This is a genomic window from Streptomyces sp. PT12 (assembly GCF_003311645.1).
GTDB lineage: Bacteria > Actinomycetota > Actinomycetes > Streptomycetales > Streptomycetaceae > Streptomyces.
Window position 1 is genome coordinate 38,256 of sequence record NZ_QEST01000223.1, and the last position, 15,528, is coordinate 53,783.

General features: G+C 73.2%; 16 protein-coding genes. 12 read left to right on the forward strand and 4 right to left on the reverse strand.

The genetic code is table 11. From position 1 onward, the window contains the following. The first annotated feature begins 47 nt into the window (after positions 1–47). The 6 genes from sufD to DEH69_RS23970 are packed head-to-tail and all read left to right on the forward strand — an operon-like array spanning position 48 to position 4,419. The gene (sufD, locus tag DEH69_RS23945) at positions 48–1,199 is read left to right on the forward strand and encodes a Fe-S cluster assembly protein SufD (protein WP_113689062.1); all 1,152 of its coding nucleotides are present in this window, start codon (positions 48–50) and stop codon (positions 1,197–1,199) included. Continuing rightward, on the forward strand, positions 1,196–1,543 hold the full coding sequence (locus DEH69_RS23950) for a non-heme iron oxygenase ferredoxin subunit (protein WP_113689063.1): 348 nt from the start codon (positions 1,196–1,198) through the stop codon (positions 1,541–1,543). The genes sufD and DEH69_RS23950 overlap by 4 nt, the downstream gene beginning before the upstream one ends. 8 nt (positions 1,544–1,551) lie before the next feature. Then, entirely contained in the window at positions 1,552–2,313 is a 762-nt protein-coding gene (sufC, locus tag DEH69_RS23955; RefSeq protein ID WP_113689064.1) for a Fe-S cluster assembly ATPase SufC, read from the forward strand. Then, the gene (locus tag DEH69_RS23960; protein WP_113689065.1) at positions 2,310–3,596 is read left to right on the forward strand and encodes a cysteine desulfurase; all 1,287 of its coding nucleotides are present in this window, start codon (positions 2,310–2,312) and stop codon (positions 3,594–3,596) included. The genes sufC and DEH69_RS23960 overlap by 4 nt, the downstream gene beginning before the upstream one ends. A gap of 15 nt (positions 3,597–3,611) precedes the next feature. After that, positions 3,612–4,076: a Fe-S cluster assembly sulfur transfer protein SufU gene (gene sufU / locus DEH69_RS23965; RefSeq protein WP_113689066.1), complete on the forward strand. Its 465-nt coding sequence runs from the start codon at positions 3,612–3,614 to the stop codon at positions 4,074–4,076. 10 nt (positions 4,077–4,086) lie between these two features. Next, complete coding sequence (locus tag DEH69_RS23970) at positions 4,087–4,419, forward strand: metal-sulfur cluster assembly factor (RefSeq protein WP_113689067.1); 333 nt, start codon at positions 4,087–4,089, stop codon at positions 4,417–4,419. 116 nt (positions 4,420–4,535) lie between these two features. On the opposite strand, the gene DEH69_RS23975 is transcribed toward DEH69_RS23970, so the two are convergent. Then, positions 4,536–4,772 carry a hypothetical protein gene (locus DEH69_RS23975; protein ID WP_113689068.1) on the reverse strand — a complete coding sequence of 79 codons (237 nt, stop codon included), beginning with the start codon at positions 4,770–4,772 and terminating at the stop codon, positions 4,536–4,538. 175 nt (positions 4,773–4,947) lie between these two features. Between DEH69_RS23975 and dapD the strand changes: the two genes are divergently transcribed. After that, positions 4,948–5,943, forward strand: a complete 996-nt coding sequence (gene dapD, locus DEH69_RS23980) for a 2,3,4,5-tetrahydropyridine-2,6-dicarboxylate N-succinyltransferase (protein WP_113689069.1) — start codon at positions 4,948–4,950, stop codon at positions 5,941–5,943. Between the two features lie 53 nt (positions 5,944–5,996). Continuing rightward, positions 5,997–6,746 carry an EI24 domain-containing protein gene (locus DEH69_RS23985; RefSeq protein WP_258534911.1) on the forward strand — a complete coding sequence of 250 codons (750 nt, stop codon included), beginning with the start codon at positions 5,997–5,999 and terminating at the stop codon, positions 6,744–6,746. A 337-nt stretch (positions 6,747–7,083) separates the two neighbouring features. Here the strand turns inward: DEH69_RS23985 and dapA are convergent, their stop codons facing one another. Further along, a complete protein-coding gene (gene dapA / locus DEH69_RS23990) occupies positions 7,084–8,025 on the reverse strand; it encodes a 4-hydroxy-tetrahydrodipicolinate synthase (RefSeq protein WP_113689070.1) in 942 nt (313 codons plus the stop codon). Between the two features lie 74 nt (positions 8,026–8,099). Beyond that, positions 8,100–9,884, reverse strand: a complete 1,785-nt coding sequence (locus DEH69_RS23995) for an endonuclease/exonuclease/phosphatase family protein (protein ID WP_258534917.1) — start codon at positions 9,882–9,884, stop codon at positions 8,100–8,102. A gap of 443 nt (positions 9,885–10,327) precedes the next feature. Between DEH69_RS23995 and DEH69_RS24000 the strand changes: the two genes are divergently transcribed. From DEH69_RS24000 to DEH69_RS24015, 4 genes are all read left to right on the forward strand, one after another. Beyond that, on the forward strand, positions 10,328–11,932 hold the full coding sequence (locus DEH69_RS24000) for a hypothetical protein (protein ID WP_113689093.1): 1,605 nt from the start codon (positions 10,328–10,330) through the stop codon (positions 11,930–11,932). Positions 11,933–12,213: 281 nt separating this feature from the next. Beyond that, on the forward strand, positions 12,214–13,560 hold the full coding sequence (locus DEH69_RS24005) for an APC family permease (protein WP_113689072.1): 1,347 nt from the start codon (positions 12,214–12,216) through the stop codon (positions 13,558–13,560). A gap of 96 nt (positions 13,561–13,656) precedes the next feature. Then, on the forward strand, positions 13,657–14,223 hold the full coding sequence (locus tag DEH69_RS24010; protein ID WP_113689094.1) for a GNAT family N-acetyltransferase: 567 nt from the start codon (positions 13,657–13,659) through the stop codon (positions 14,221–14,223). Positions 14,224–14,316: 93 nt separating this feature from the next. Beyond that, positions 14,317–14,772, forward strand: a complete 456-nt coding sequence (locus DEH69_RS24015; protein WP_113689073.1) for an NUDIX hydrolase — start codon at positions 14,317–14,319, stop codon at positions 14,770–14,772. A 68-nt stretch (positions 14,773–14,840) separates the two neighbouring features. Here the strand turns inward: DEH69_RS24015 and DEH69_RS24020 are convergent, their stop codons facing one another. Then, positions 14,841–15,476, reverse strand: a complete 636-nt coding sequence (locus tag DEH69_RS24020; RefSeq protein WP_113689074.1) for a hypothetical protein — start codon at positions 15,474–15,476, stop codon at positions 14,841–14,843. Positions 15,477–15,528: the final 52 nt, after the last annotated feature.

A 15,528-nucleotide genomic window follows, 5' to 3' on the forward strand; every position in this document is an offset into this window, starting at 1 on the left:
AAGAGCGTCCATCAAGGTCCATCAAGAGAGTGAGCACGACGACACCCATGGCTGAGGCCCAGAGCATCGCGGTGGCAGCCGAATCCACCGTGGCCACCAGGATGAGCGCGCCGCCGTCCTACGACGTGGCCGACTTCCCTGTGCCGCACGGCCGCGAGGAGGAGTGGCGCTTCACTCCCCTGGAGCGGCTCAAGGGGCTGCACGACGGCACCGCCGTCGCGACCGGCTCCGTCAAGGTCGAGGTGAGCGCGCCCGACGGCGTGACCGTCACCACCGTCGGGCGGGACGACCCGCGCGTCGGCAGGGCGGGCACGCCGGTGGACCGGGTGGCCGCGCAGGCGTTCAGCGCCTTCGAGAAGGCCACGGTCGTCTCGGTGCCCGCCGAGGCCGCCCTCGCGGACCCGGTGCGGCTGAGCGTGCAGGGCGAGGGCGGGGTGACGTACGGGCACACGGTCTTCGAGATCGGGGCGTTCGCCGAGGTCGTCATCGTGGCCGACCACACCGGCGACGCGGTCCGCGCGACCAATGTCGAGTTCCTGGTGGGCGACGGCGCCAAGGTCACGTTCGTGTCCGTGCAGGACTGGGACGACACCGCCGTGCACTGCTCGCAGCACAGCGCGCTCATCGGGCGGGACGCCACGTTCAAGTCCGTGGTCATCACCTTCGGCGGCGACCTCGTGCGGCTGCACCCCCGCGTGAGCTACGCGGCCCCCGGCGGGGAGGCCGAGCTGTACGGCCTGTACTTCACGGACAACGGGCAGCACCAGGAGCACCGGCTGCTCGTGGACCACACCGCGGCGAACTGCCGGAGCAACGTCGCCTACAAGGGCGCGCTCCAGGGCGCGGACGCGCACGCGGTGTGGATCGGCGACGTGCTCATCAGGGCGGCGGCCACCGGCACCGACACCTACGAGCTCAACCGCAACCTCGTGCTGACCGACGGCGCCCGCGTGGACTCCGTGCCCAACCTCGAGATCGAGACCGGCGAGATCGTCGGCGCAGGGCACGCCTCCGCCACCGGGCGCTTCGAGGACGAGCAGCTGTTCTACCTGATGGCACGCGGCATCCCGGCCGAGGAGGCGCGGCGCCTCGTGGTGCGCGGCTTCTTCGCCGAGCTGGTCCAGCAGATCGGCGTGCCGGACGTTGAGGAGCGGCTGATCGCCAAGCTGGAGGCGGAGCTCGCGGAGGCGATCGCGTGAGCGCCCCCGGTGACGGCGGCTTCGTCCGGGTCTGCTCGCTCGGCGACCTGGAGGACGAGGTGGCCCGCCGCGTCGACCTCGGCGGCGTCCCGGTCGCCGTGGTGCGCGCCGATGGCGAGGTGTTCGCGGTCAACGACATCTGCTCGCACGCGAACGTGTCGCTGTCCGAGGGCGAGGTGGAGGACTGCCAGATCGAGTGCTGGCTGCACGGCTCCCGCTTCGATCTGCGCACCGGAAAGCCGTCCGGGCTGCCCGCCACGCGGCCCATCCCCGTTTACCCCGTAAAGATCGAAGGAGAGGGGCCCGGCGCCGCCGTGCTCGTCTCCGTCACCCAGGAGTCCTGAAGGCACCCATGGCAACGCTTGAGATCCACGACCTGCACGTTTCCGTCGACGGCGAAGGCGGCTCCAAAGAGATCCTGCGCGGGGTCGACCTGACCGTGAAGCAGGGCGAGACGCACGCCATCATGGGCCCCAACGGCTCCGGCAAGTCCACCCTGGCCTACTCGCTGGCCGGGCACCCCAAGTACACCGTCACCGGCGGCACCGTCACGCTCGACGGCGAGGACGTCCTGGAGATGTCCGTCGACGAGCGCGCCCGCGCCGGCGTCTTCCTGGCCATGCAGTACCCCGTCGAGATCCCCGGCGTCTCGGTCTCCAACTTCCTGCGCACCTCGGCCACCGCGGTGCGCGGCGAGGCCCCCCGGCTGCGGACGTGGGTCAAGGAGGTCAAGGAGACGATGGAACGCCTGGAGATGGACCCGGCGTTCGCCGAGCGCAACGTCAACGAGGGCTTCTCGGGCGGCGAGAAGAAGCGCCACGAGATCCTTCAGCTCGAGCTGCTCAAGCCGAAGATCGCGGTGCTCGACGAGACCGACTCGGGGCTCGACATCGACGCGCTGCGGATCGTCTCCGAGGGCGTCAACAGGGTCCGTTCCACCGGCGAGGTGGGCACCCTGCTGATCACGCACTACACCCGCATCCTGCGGTACATCACCCCCGACCACGTGCACGTCTTCGCGGGCGGCCGGATCGTGGAGTCCGGCGGCGCCGAGCTGGCGGACAAGCTGGAGGCCGAGGGCTACGAGCAGTACACGAAGGGCGGCGGCTCATGACGGACGGCACGCAGGCACCCGGCACGCCACCCGGCCTGCCCGGCCTGTTGGACACCGAGGCGATCCGCAAGGACTTCCCGATCCTGCACCGCACGGTCCACGGCGGTAAGCCGTTGATCTACCTGGACAACGCGGCCAGCTCGCAGAAGCCGCGCCAGGTCCTCGACGCGGTGAACGAGTACTACGAGCGCCACCACGCCAATGTGCACCGCGGCGTCCACATCCTGGCCGAGGAGGCCACGGCCCTGTACGAGGGCGCCAGGGACAAGGTCGCGGCGTTTGTCAACGCCCCGAGCCGCGACGAGGTCGTCTTCACCAAGAACGCCTCGGAGTCGCTCAACCTCGTCGCGAACATGCTGGGCTGGGCCGACGACCCCTACCGGGTGGACTCCCGCACCGAGGTCGTCATCACGGAGATGGAGCACCACTCCAACATCGTGCCGTGGCAGCTGCTCGCGCAGCGCACGGGCGCGACGCTGAAGTGGTTCGGGCTGACCGACGACGGCAGGCTCGACCTGTCCCGCATCGACGAGGTCATCACGGAGCGGACCAAGGTCGTCTCGTTCATGCTGGTCTCCAACGTCCTCGGCACGGTCAACCCCGTGGAGGAGATCGTCCGCAGGGCGCAGGAGGTCGGCGCGCTCGTCGTGGTCGACGCCTCGCAGGCCGCGCCGCACATGCCGCTCGACGTGCAGTCGCTCGGCGCGGACTTCGTGGTCTTCACCGGGCACAAGATGTGCGGCCCCACCGGCATCGGCGTGCTGTGGGGCAGGCAGGAGTTGCTTGAGGACCTGCCGCCGTTCCTCGGCGGCGGGGAGATGATCGAGACGGTCACGATGCACTCGTCGACCTACGCGCCCGCGCCCCACAAGTTCGAGGCGGGCACGCCGCCGATCGCCCAGGCGGTCGGGCTCGGCGCGGCCGTGGACTACCTCTCGGGCATCGGCATGGACCGGATCGCCGAGCACGAGCACGCGCTGACCGCGTATGCGCTCGGGCGGCTGGCCGAGGTCCCCGACCTTCGGATCATCGGCCCGGTCACGGGCGAGGACCGCGGCGCGACGATCTCGTTCACGCTGGGCGACATCCACCCGCACGACGTGGGGCAGGTGCTCGACGAGCAGGGCATCGCCGTCCGCGTCGGCCACCACTGCGCGCGGCCCGTCTGCCTGCGGTACGGAATTCCCGCGACCACGCGGGCGTCGTTCTATCTGTACTCGACACCGGCTGAGGTGGACGCCCTGGTCGCCGGGCTCGAGTACGTCCGTGGCTTCTTCGGATGAGAGCGGTGTGAACGCGTGCAGCTGGAATCGATGTACCAGGACGTGATCCTGGACCACTACAAGAACCCCCATGGGCGTGGCCTGCGCGAGGGGGACGCCGAGGTGCACCATGTGAACCCCACGTGCGGCGACGAGATCACGCTGCGCGTCCGGTACGAGGGTGAGCGGATCGCCGATGTCTCCTACGAGGGGCAGGGCTGCTCGATCAGCCAGGCCAGCGCCTCGGTGCTCAACGACCTGCTGGTGGGCCGCGAGCTGAAGGACGCGCTGGCCGTGCAGGAGACGTTTCTCACGCTGATGCAGTCCAAGGGGAGGCTGACCCCCGACGACGCCATGGAGGAGACCCTGGAGGACGCCGTCGCGTTCGCCGGGGTGTCGAAGTACCCGGCCCGGGTGAAGTGCGCCCTGCTGAGCTGGATGGCCTGGAAGGACGCCACCGCCCAGGCGCTGGGCGAGACCGCTCTCGAGGAGAAGCTGTGAGTGAGGCGCTGTGAGTGAGGTAACGAAGACCGCGCCCGCGGGCGAGGAGGAGATCCGCGAGGCGATGATGGATGTCGTCGACCCCGAGCTGGGCATCGACGTCGTCAACCTCGGCCTGATCTACGGCATTCACGTGGACGAGGACAACGTCGCCACCGTGGACATGACCCTGACATCGGCCGCGTGTCCGCTGACCGATGTCATCGAGGACCAGGCGAGGACCGCCACCGAGGGCCTGGTGAGCGAGCTCAAGATCAATTGGGTCTGGATGCCGCCATGGGGCCCCGACAAGATCACCGACGACGGGCGCGACCAGCTGCGCGCCCTGGGGTTCAACGTCTGAGCGCGCCACGGCCCGAAGGGCCCCGCGCGCGCCGATGCCCCGCCGGGGGGCGAGAGCGGCCCCCGGCGGGGCATCGACGCGCGCGGGGGCGCGGGCGCGGGCTCGCGCGGGGGTTTTCAGGCGTGGTCGACCAGCTTCGCGTGGCCCTGGGTGCGGGCGCAGTGGCCGCAGCAGAAGAAGTGGCCCTCCTCCGTCTCCAGGCCATGGCCCATGATCTTGCAGCCGCAGTTCTCGCACACCGGCGCCATCCGCTGCACCGCGCACTCGAAGCTGTCGAAGACGTGCACCTGCCCAGCGGCGCGCACCTCGAAGGCCATCCGGTAGTCGTTGCCGCAGACCTCGCACTCGGCCATCCGGCTCTCACTCCCTCTCATGTGATGGGACGACGGGAAATTCGCCGCAAGGATCGCGGGAACGCGCCTCGGCGACGTCCACGCGCGCCGCAGACGCGCGGGGCGGTCACCCGACCGGCCGGGCTGCCCGGGACCGGTTCGCGTCAGGTGGCGGGCACCGGCTAGCGTCGTTGCCATGACCGAGACCCCCTCTCACCAGCTCTCCCTGTCCGGTGCCGCCGCCGCGGGGCTCGCCTGCGTCACGGCGGACGGCGTCGTGCTCGACACGTGGTACCCCGCCCCCGAACTGGTCGGCGAGCCCGGCGTTTCGGGCACCGAGCGGCTGACGGGGCCGCGCGTCGCCGAGCTGCTCGGCCCCTCGGCCCCGGCCGCGCTGGGGCCCGACGAGCGGCGCGGCGTCGAGGTCGTCGCGGTGCGCACGGTGATCTCCGACCTCCAGGAGAAGCCCGTCGACGCGCACGACGTCTACCTCAGGCTCCACCTGCTCAGCCACCGCCTGGTCCGGCCGCACGGCCTCAGCCTCGACGGGATCTTCGGGCTGCTCGCCAATGTCGCCTGGACGACGATCGGGCCCGTTCCCGTCGAGCGGGTCGAGCAGGCCAGGGTCGCCGTCCGCGCCTCGGGCGGGCAGCTCGGCGTGACGAGCGTCGACAAGTTCCCGAGGATGACCGACTACGTGGTGCCCTCGGGCGTGCGCATCGGCGACGCGGACCGCGTGCGCCTGGGCGCGCACCTGGCGTCGGGGACGACGGTGATGCACGAGGGCTTCGTCAACTTCAACGCGGGGACGCTGGGCGTCTCGATGGTCGAGGGCCGGATCAGCGCGGGCGTCGTGGTCGGCGACGGCTCGGACGTGGGCGGCGGCTCGTCGATCATGGGCACGCTGTCGGGCGGCGGCAAGCAGACCATCTCCATCGGCGAGCGCTGCCTGCTCGGCGCGCAGGCGGGCATCGGGATCTCGCTTGGCGACGACTGCGTCGTCGAGGCGGGCCTGTATGTCACGGCGGGGACGCGGGTCACGCTGCCGGACGGCGAGATCGTCAAGGCGCTCGCGCTCTCGGGCGCCCACAACCTGCTCTTCCGCCGCAACTCCACGAGCGGCGCGGTCGAGGCGCTGCCCCGCACCGGCGCCTGGGGCAGCCTCAACGAGGTGCTGCACCGGCACAATTGACCCCGCCGCTGCCCCGGTCCTCCGGCCCCACGCGACCGGATAGCCTGGCCGCCGTGACGGAATTCGCGGTGGGGATACGGTATGTGGCGCGCGGGCAGCGGTGGGCCCTCGGGCATGGGCGGTGGCTGGCGCTCGGGCTGGTTCCCGCGCTGATCACCCTGGTCGTCTACGCGGCGGCGCTGGTCGCGCTGGCCCTGTACGCGGGGGACTTCGCCGCCTGGGCCACGCCGTTCGCGGACGACTGGTCCGACACCTGGCAGTCGGTGCTGCGCGTCACGTTCGCCGCGCTGCTGTTCGCGTTCGGGCTGCTGCTCGCGGTGCTGACGTTCACGGCGGTGACGCTCGCGGTGGGCGACCCGTTCTACGAGGCGCTTTCCGGGCAGGTCGAGACGAGCGAGGGCGGGGTGCCGGACGGCGAGGGTCTTTCGTTCTGGGCGTCGCTGCGCGGCAGCGTCAGGGTGCTGCTGTACGCGGTGTGCTGCGCGGTGCCCCTCTTCCTGTGCGGCTTTGTGCCGGGGCTGGGGCAGACGGTCGTGCCGGTGATCGGGTTCGCCGTGTCGGGCTTCTTCCTGACCGTGGAGCTGACCTCGGTCGCCATGGACCGGCGCGGCGTGCCGGTCAGGGAGCGGGTGCGGCTGCTGCGCGGCCGCCTCGCGCTGGCGCTCGGCTTCGGCGTTCCGCTGGTGCTCCTGTTCCTGATCCCGCTGGCCGCCGTTTTCCTGATGCCGGGCGCGGTCGCGGGTGGGACGCTGCTGGCCCGCGACCTCTCGGCGCACCAGCCCCTGCCGCGGCCCCAGGACTGAACTCCCCCTTCCCGCCCCCCGTTTGCCGTGCGGCCCGTCTGGACGGCCCCGGGCAGACGGCGGGTGTTGACCGCCGCCCTGGTGGTCGCCGCGGTGGCGCAGCCAGGGGTGCTCGCCGGGGGCCCATGGAGTCCTGGCTTGATGGCACCCCCATCCGCGACGAGTATCTGATCGTCGACCAGGGCGGCCTCGCGGGCACCGGCGCGCACTCCTACTCCGCGGCCTCGGGCGGCCGTTGACCCCTCAGGACACCGGCGGCGCGGGACCCGGCACGAACGGGCTCCCGCGCCGCACCCGCCACGGCGCGTCCCGTCATGGCCCGTCACGGCGCGGCCCGTCACTGCGCGGCCCGCAGCGCGGCGGTGAGCGCGGTCGCCAGGCGGCCGGTCAGCTCCTCGCCCGCGTCAAGCAGCGGCGGCCGCACCGGGCCGCCCGGCAGCCCGGCCACCCGGAACAGCGCCTTGACCGCCACCGTGCCAGGCACCTCGTCCATCACCGCCGTCACCAGCGGCAGCAGCGCCAGGTGCCGCGCCGCCGCCCGCGCCATGTCGCCCGCGGCGAACGCGTCAAGCACGCCCCGCACCCGCGGCCCCGCGACGTTGGCCACCGTGCTCACCACGCCGCTGCCGCCGATGGCCAGCAGCGGCAGGGCCACCTCGTCGCTGCCTCCGTAGTAGGCCAGGTCGGTCGAGCCCAGCACGAGACCGGCCTTCTTCAGGTCGTCCGAGCAGTCCTTGACCGCCACGATCCGCTCGTGCTCCGCGAGCCGCCGCAGCGAGTCGGGCGTCAGCCCGGTGCCCTCGCCCGTGCGGGCGGGGATGTCGTAGAGCATCACCGGCAGCTCGGTGGCGTCCGCGACCGTCCGCAGATGGTGGACGATCGCCTCCTGCGGGGGGCGCGAGTAGTACGGCGTCACCACGAGCAGCCCATGCGCGCCCGCCTCGCGCGCCGCGCGCGCCAGCGCGACCGAGTGCCGCGTATCGGCCGTGCCGACCCCCGCGACGACCGACGCCCGGTCCCCGACCGCCTCGACCACGGCGCGCACCAGCGCCGCCTTCTCCTCGTCGGTCGTGGTGGGCGACTCGCCCGTGGTGCCGCTGAGCACCAGCGCGTCGCAGCCGCCGCGGTCCACGAGGTGCGTGGCCAGGCGCCGGGCGCCCGGCAGGTCGAGGGAGCCGTCGTCGGCGAACGGCGTGATCATGGCGGCGGCGCAGCGCCCGAACGGCGCGGGCGTGGCCCAGGGGGCGGGCGGTGCGGGCGTGGCGGGTGTCTCGGACATGGCCGCAGTCTGCGCGAAGGCCGGGACGGCGGTCCACCCGGTTCCGCCGTCCCGGCCGTTGACCCCACCCCGGGTCAGGGGCGGAAGCGGATCACCTGCGGGTCGTGGTCGCTCGCCTGGTCGGCGAACTCGGCGTTGATGTGCACGATGTCGTACTCGTAGCGCCGGATCGCGGGGGAGACCAGCGTCTGGTCGAGGACCTGCGAGTTCCCCTGGAAGACATAGGTGTAACGGTCGCCGCGCGGCAGCGAGCGGACCGCGCTCTCCAGCGCGCCCCCGGCCGTCAGCGCCCGCGTGGTCGCCGAGAACTCGAAGTCGTTGATGTCCCCGAGCACCACCACCTGGGCGTCCCGCTGCGCCGAACGCAGCTCCCGCACAAAGGCGTTGACCGCCTCCGCCTGCGCTAGGCGCTGCGTCTCGGACGAGCGCGCGGGCGGCTGGAACCTGCTGTACAGCGGCTGGTCGCCGCCCTTGGACGCGAAGTGGTTGGCCACCACGAACACCGTCTCGCCGCGGAAGGTGAACTCGCCCGCGAGCGGCTTGCGGCTGTCCTCCCACGCCTCGTTCGCCGGGTCGACCCGCCCTGGCGAGAGCGTCAGGGCCGCGCGCCCGCGCTCGCGGGTCACCTCCGTCGCCGTGGTCGCGTCGCCGCCTGGGCGGTCGGTGAACGAGACGCGGTCGGGGTTGAACAGGAAGACATTGCGGATGTTTCCGCCCGGCGCCCCGCCGTCCCGCCCGTCCTCGGGGTCGATGCCGCGCCACTCGTAACGGGGGCCGCCCGCCGCCGCGATGGCGTCGGTGAAGCGTCCCAGCGTCTCGACCGCCGCGACCGTGCCGTCGTCCTGGGTGCCGTTGTCGTCCTGGATCTCCTCAAGGGCCAGGATGTCGGGCGAGGCCAGGTGCTCCACCACGGCGGCGGCGAGCCGGTCGAACTTCTCCTGGTCGTCGCCCGCGTACAGGTTCTCGACGTTGTACGAAGCCACCGCGAGCTCGCCGGCGCGCTGCGGGCGGGTGGACTCGGGGGCCAGGCCCCCGGGGGCGACCTCGCCGAGCTCGTTCGCGACCAGCGTGTAGCCGCCGAACTCGTCGTAGTCCAGCGGGCCGCTCGTGGTGCCCGTCAGCGTGTCCCCGACGTTGGCCTCGGGGAACGGCTCCTGCGCCACGGGCACCAGCGACTCGATCTTCAGGCGCCCTGGGTTCTGCGCGTCGTAGGAGTCGTAGCGCGCGCCCCCGCGGTCGGTGTCCGCCTCGCGCGGGCGCACCGTCACCCACAGCTCGTAGTACGGCGTGCTCGGCCCGATCACGGGCGCGTCGGCGATCTCCACGAGCATGCCTTCGAGCGATTCATACCGGTCGAGGGCGTAACGGGAGGGCCGCAGGCGAAGGTTCTCGATCGAGCCGCCGTCCTCGGGGTCGCCCTCGGGAGCGTAGGCGCGGGGCAGCTCCCACGCGTCGAGGGTGATCGCGGAGGGCAGGGGGTTCCCCGACGAGACCACGGTGACGGCCGGGCTCGATATCTGCGTGACCGACTGGCCGCCGTCCTCCTCGCCGCCCGGGTAGTACTCGCCCACCAGGCCAGAGACGCGCACGTCGTCGCCCACCGCGACGGTGGGCGTGCCGCCCGTGTAGACGAAGACGCCCTCGCTCGTGGCGGCCGAGCCGTCGGGGCGCGGGTCCTGGATCCAGAAGCCGCGCGAGCCATAGGTCCGCACGCCGGTGACGATGCCGGGCACGTCGGTGACGCGCTCGCCCGCGAGCGGCGAGATCCGGGTGTTCCCCTGGATGTCGCGGATGCGCACGCCGTCCGCGGCGGCGGCGGACGGCTGGCCGAGCAGGGTGCCGCAGAGCCCGGCGACCACGAGGGCGCCCAGGGCTGCGGCGCCGCGATGCGGGCGGGAGCGGTGGTGTGCTGTGCTCAAGGGACCCTCCGGGGGCGGGAAAGAGGCTCTACGCGCGTAAAAGTTCCGTAGTCGTGGGGGAATTGTCAACGCCTTCCGCCCGGCCGCCATGCAACGTTCCGGTGAACGACGGCCCGCGCCCGCCGCGTTGACCCGCCCTCGCGCCCCGCCGTGCCCCGTTCACGCGCTCCCGCGTGCGCCTTCGCGCCCGGGCGCCGCGCCGCGGGCGCCGTGTCGGCGGCCCGTCAGGGGCTCGGCGTGCGCCGGATGTTCGGCGCGTGTGCGGATGCGGTACGGCGGGCCCGCCTGACCGCGCGCGGCGGAGCGTGCTGATCTAGGGTGGTGACCTGCCCAGCTCGCCGCGTTGAGGAGCGTTCGTGAACCCCGGTGACGACCGTCCCGCCATGCCGCCCGTGCGGCTCCCCTCCGAGGCGGAGCTGGCGCGTGACGCGCTGGCGGGGCCGCTGTTCTCGCGCGCCGTCGCCCTGGCCCGCTGGACCACTCCCGGCACCCCGGTGGGCGCGGGCGGCGAGCTGCTGGCCAACGAGGTGAAGGCCGCCGTCTCCCATCTGGGCCTCGAAGGCGCCGAGGACGCCGTCGCGCTCACCGCCGACGCCTGGAACTTCGCCGTGGACACCGGGCTCGTCGAGCTGAGCGAGCTGCGCGAGACCGCGGAGGGCGAGGATGCCGAGGACGCCGAGGATGCCGAGGACGCCGAGGACTTGGAGGGCGTGGAGGGGGCGGAGGCCGCGCTCGGCACCGCCGAGCCGGGGCCCGAGCTGGGGCTGCTGGCCGCGGGGGACCCGGTCGACGTGCTGGACATCTGGGTCGCGGGCGTGGACGCGGTGCTCGAGGACGCGGCGACGCCCACGTTCGAGGAACTGCTCGGCGATCTGAGCGGCCTCGCGGGGGCGGTGAGCCCGGACGGCGAGATCGATCCCGACGCGATCGACATGGACGCGCTGGCGTGGGACCAGGAGGAAGCGTCGAGCCACCTGGACGCGGCCCTGGGCAGCCTCTACCTGTTCGCGGTCACGGACGAGGCGGGGCAGGGCGCCTCCATGGTGCCGCTGCCGATGGTGGCCGCGGCGTCGATCGTTCCCGAGGACATGGACGAGCTGTCGGCCGAAGCGCTCGACGAGCTGTCGGCCGCGGTGCTCACGCTCGACGAGCAGTTCAGGGCGCTGGCCGGGACCGGGATGCTGGACTATCAGCCGGTGGACGAGTCGCTGCTCGCGGACGACGAGGGCGAACACGGGGGCGCGCCGGGTTCCGGGTCGGTGCCCGGGGCCGGGTCGGGTTCCGGGGCGGGGGATGTGTTCGGGGAGGGTGACGAGGACGACGACATCACCCGGTACGGCCTCGCCAGGCTGACCCCGCTCGGGCTCTACGGGGTGCGGCGGCGCATGCTGGAGGCGGGCATCGAGGCGCCGGTCATCGGCGAGTTGGCGACGGGCGACGCGGCGGCGCTGCTCGCCGCCCTGCCGTTCCGCCCGGAGGCGGCGGCGCGCGAGGAGGCCGAGCTGTGGCTCCCGGGTCGCGAGCCACTTGCCGCGGCGCGCGAGCTGCTTGCGGCCGCGCGGGGCACGGATCCGGCGGCGCCGGGGCGCCGCCTTGGCTGCCAGCTGGTGCTCTCCCTGCTCGACGGCCGCGCGGAGCCAGCGCTGCGCGAGGTGCTCGACGACTCCGAGCTGGGCGGCCTCGCCCGCGTGTGGCTGGTCGAACGCGGCGCGGGCGATGTGCCGCCGCCGAGCGAGGACATGGTCTTCTGGCTGGCGATCGACACGCTGGCGGCGCAGCTGGCGCTCGGCGACGCGGACGAGTCGGAGGAGTTGCGCGAGCTGGTGTCCGATCTCGCGGGCCAGCACGGGTCGTTCTTCGAACGCGCCTGGCGCACCGATCACCCCGCGACGGCGGACGTCCTCGAGGCGGTGGGCCGCCTGCACCCCGACAAGGCGCTGGCCAAGCAGGCGCGCAAGGCCGCGTTCAAGTCCCGCTCGCGGGACTGAGCCGGGCTGCCCTGCGGGCGGCTTGGCGGCGCGGCTACGGTCTTGACGTCCTCCCGCTCGCCGTCTGCCGGGTGCTGCTTTCGTGGTGACCCGCACCCACCACGAAACAAGCCACCGCGGCAGACGGCACGCACCACCGGACCCTCGCTAGCCGCCGTCGTGGTTGTCCGCAGGGCTCCTGCGCGCCCTGCCGCGCCACCGGGCGCCGGTCGCGCACCATGCGCCCCCAACCGTCGCATGGGGCACGCCTACCCCTCGCCCCCCATGGGGAGAAGCGGGCAATGACCACTGCGGAGAGGGCCAAGGGCGCGGGCGACACGACCGGCGCGCCGGGGCCGTTGCGGAAGGCGTTGACGACGCCGCTGCTGTACCTGTTCATCCTGGGCGACGTCCTTGGCGCGGGGGTCTATGTGCTGGTCGGCCAGGTCGCGGGGGCGGCGGGCGGCGCCGTGTGGGTGCCGATGCTGGTCGCCCTGGTGCTCGCGCTGCTGACCGCCGCCTCCTATGCCGAGCTCGCCACCAAGTACCCGCGCGCCGGGGGCGCCGCGCACTACGCGAAGCGGGCGTTCGGCTCGTTCCCCGGCTTTGTCATCGGCTTCTGCATGCTCGCCGCGGGCATCGTCTCCGTCGCCGGGCTGACCAGGGCGTTCGGCGGCGAATACCTCACGGAGTTCGTGACGCTGCCCGTCGTCGTGGTGACGGTGGCCTTCCTCGGCGCGCTCGCCCTGCTCAACCTGCGCGGCATCAGGGAGTCGGTGCGGGCCAACGCCGTGGCCACGCTGATCGAGGTCAGCGGCCTGTTGATCATCGTGGGCCTCGGCGCCTGGGTCATCGTGCGCGGCGACGGCGACCTCGGCGCGCTCACCGAGGTGGGCACGGCGGAGAAGGGCGCCGCCGCGGCCGTGTTGAGCGGCGCGGTGCTCGCGTACTACGCGTTCGTCGGGTTCGAGGCGTCCGTCAACCTCGCCGAGGAGACGCACGATCCCCGCCGTTCCTACCCCCGCGCGCTGTTCGCGGCGCTGGGCACGGCCGGGCTCGTCTATCTGCTGGTGGGGTTCGCCGCCACCGCTGCCGTGCCGACCGAGCGGCTCGTTCAGTCGAGCGGCCCGCTGCTCGAGGTGGTCGAGGTGGCGGGCGGGATGCCGCAGAAGGTGTTCAGCGCCATGGCGCTGGTCGCCGTCGCCAACGGCGCGCTGCTGACCGGCATCATGTCCTCGCGCCTGGCCTACGGCATGGCCCGCGACGGGCTGCTGCCGTCGTTCCTGGCCCGCGTGCTGCCCGTGCGCCGCACCCCGTGGGCCGCGATCGCCGTCACCACCGTGCTGTCGACGGGGCTCGCGCTCACCGGCGACGTCGCCACCCTGGCGGCCACGCTCGTCCTGCTGCTGCTCGTGGTCTTCGCGGGCGTCAACGCGGCGGTGCTGGTGCTGCGCCGCGAACCCGGCGACGCGGCCGACCACTTCCGCGTCGCGCGCGTCGTCCCGGTGCTCGGCGTGGCGTCCTGCGTGGTGCTCGCCACCCAGATCGAGGGCGAGGTGTGGGCCAGGGGGCTGCCGCTCATGGGGGCGGGCGTCGCGCTCGGCGCGGTGACCGAGATCCGTAACCGGCGGGCCGCGCGGGCCCGTTGACCACCCCGCGGCCGGTCACGCGCGTGCCGCACGCGCGGCGTGCGTCCCCCCGCCCGCGTGCGTGGATCGGCCGGTCGGCAGAATCGGGGGGTGACGATGTATGCGACGTCCCTGGGGGACGACGGCGCGGAGCTGCGGCCTCTGGAGCCGTGGCGGGCCGAGGAGTTCCTTGCGCACATGGACCGGGGGCGTGAGTTCGTCGGGCGGCATGTCTCGCTGCCCGACGCGGTCACCGACCTGGCGTCGAGCCGGGCGTTCCTCCAGGCGTACGCGCAGCGCCTCGCGACCGACACCGGGCGGATCGACGGCATCTGGAGCGGCGGCACGCTGGTCGGCGGCGTTCTTCTGCGCACGATGGACGTGCCGCGCGGCACCGCAGAGGCGGGCTGCTGGCTCGAGCGGTCCGCGGTGGGCCGGGGCCTGGTGACCCGCGCGGCACGCGTCCTGATCGACTGGGCCGTCGACGAACGCGGCATCCACCGCGTCGAGTGGGTGGTCTCCGCGGCCAACACCGCGAGCATCGCCGTGGCTCGGCGGCTCGGAATGACCAAGGAGGGCGTGCTGCGCGAGAGTTACCCCTACCGGGGCACACGCCACGACATGGAGATGTGGTCCGTGCTCGCCCCCGAGTGGCGGGCCCAGCGCACCGACCGCACGGGCTGAACCGGCTGGCCCGGCCGAACCGACCGGCCCGCGGGCCGCCCACCGGGGCAAACGCCGTTGCGGCGAACGCCGCGCCCGGGCGAGGATGCCCGAATGACCGCTCTACGCCTGCGCGTTGCCGCCTACGCCGTGTGCCGTGACCGGGACCGGGTCCTGCTCACCCGCTGTGTCTCACGGGACCGCGGCCAGCGGCACTGGTCCCTGCCCGGCGGCGGCGTCGAGCACGGCGAGGACCCGCTCGACGCGGTGGTCCGCGAGATCGCCGAGGAGACCGGGCACACCGCCGAGGTCGACCAGCTCCTCGGCGTGGACTCCCGCACGCGCGACGACCTGCACAGCATCGGCGTCTTCTACCGCGCCCGCGTCACCGGCGGCACGCTGCGCCCCGAGGTCGGCGGCTCGTCCGACCTGGCCGCCTGGCACCCGCTCGCCGACGTGCCCGCCCTGCCGAGGGCCGTGCTCGTCGACATCGGCCTCCGCCTCGACCGTGAACGGCCCCCCGCGGGGCACGTTCCGCCCGTCCCGGTCGACGGCCTGCTGCGTCACTGAGCGCGACATCGCGCGCGGAGCGCGACACCGCGCGCGGCGGCCGGGCGCGTGGGGCCCCTCGAACAACCTCAGGAGTGCCAGGCGACGCAGGGGTGCACCGAGTCGTCGAACTCGACCAGGAAGCAGTACTGCGCCAGCCACTCGCCCTCGGTCGTGGTGCGCGACAGCAGCACCCCGTGCCCGTCGCCGAACAGCCCCACGGTGTAGCGCACCCACTCGTGCCCGCCGCCGAGCGTCGTCACCGACTCGTGGTGGCGCGCGAGCTCCATGGCGATCATGCGGCTCAGCGTCCGCACCGTGTCGTCGCGCGACTCGCAGCGCGCCACCCGCCCGCCGCCGTGCAGGTCGAGGCCCACCACGGCGACCCGCGCGGTGGCCCGCGGCACGTCCTTGATGCGGTACCTGAGGCCGTCGATCACCGCGTGCACTGCGTTGAACGGCGCGCGCCCCGCCATCAGCAGGTGCTCCGTCCCCGCGTCCGGGCGCAGCCAGGGGCGCTGCCCGGGGACGCGCTCCCAGCGGAGGTTCGCCGCGAACGCGTCATAACGCTCCACGCACACCGGGCACGCGTATCCACCGGGGCGGCCGAGGGCGTCGTTCCGCTCGGTGAACGACGCGGGATCGCCCGCCTTCTCGCAGAAGTCGCACTTGTACGGGACCGCCCGCCGCGCCTTCGCGCTCGCTCCGCGCCTGAACAACCGCATGATCCAACGACTACCCCATCCGGGCCGCGACCGGTCCCCTCTTCACCCTACG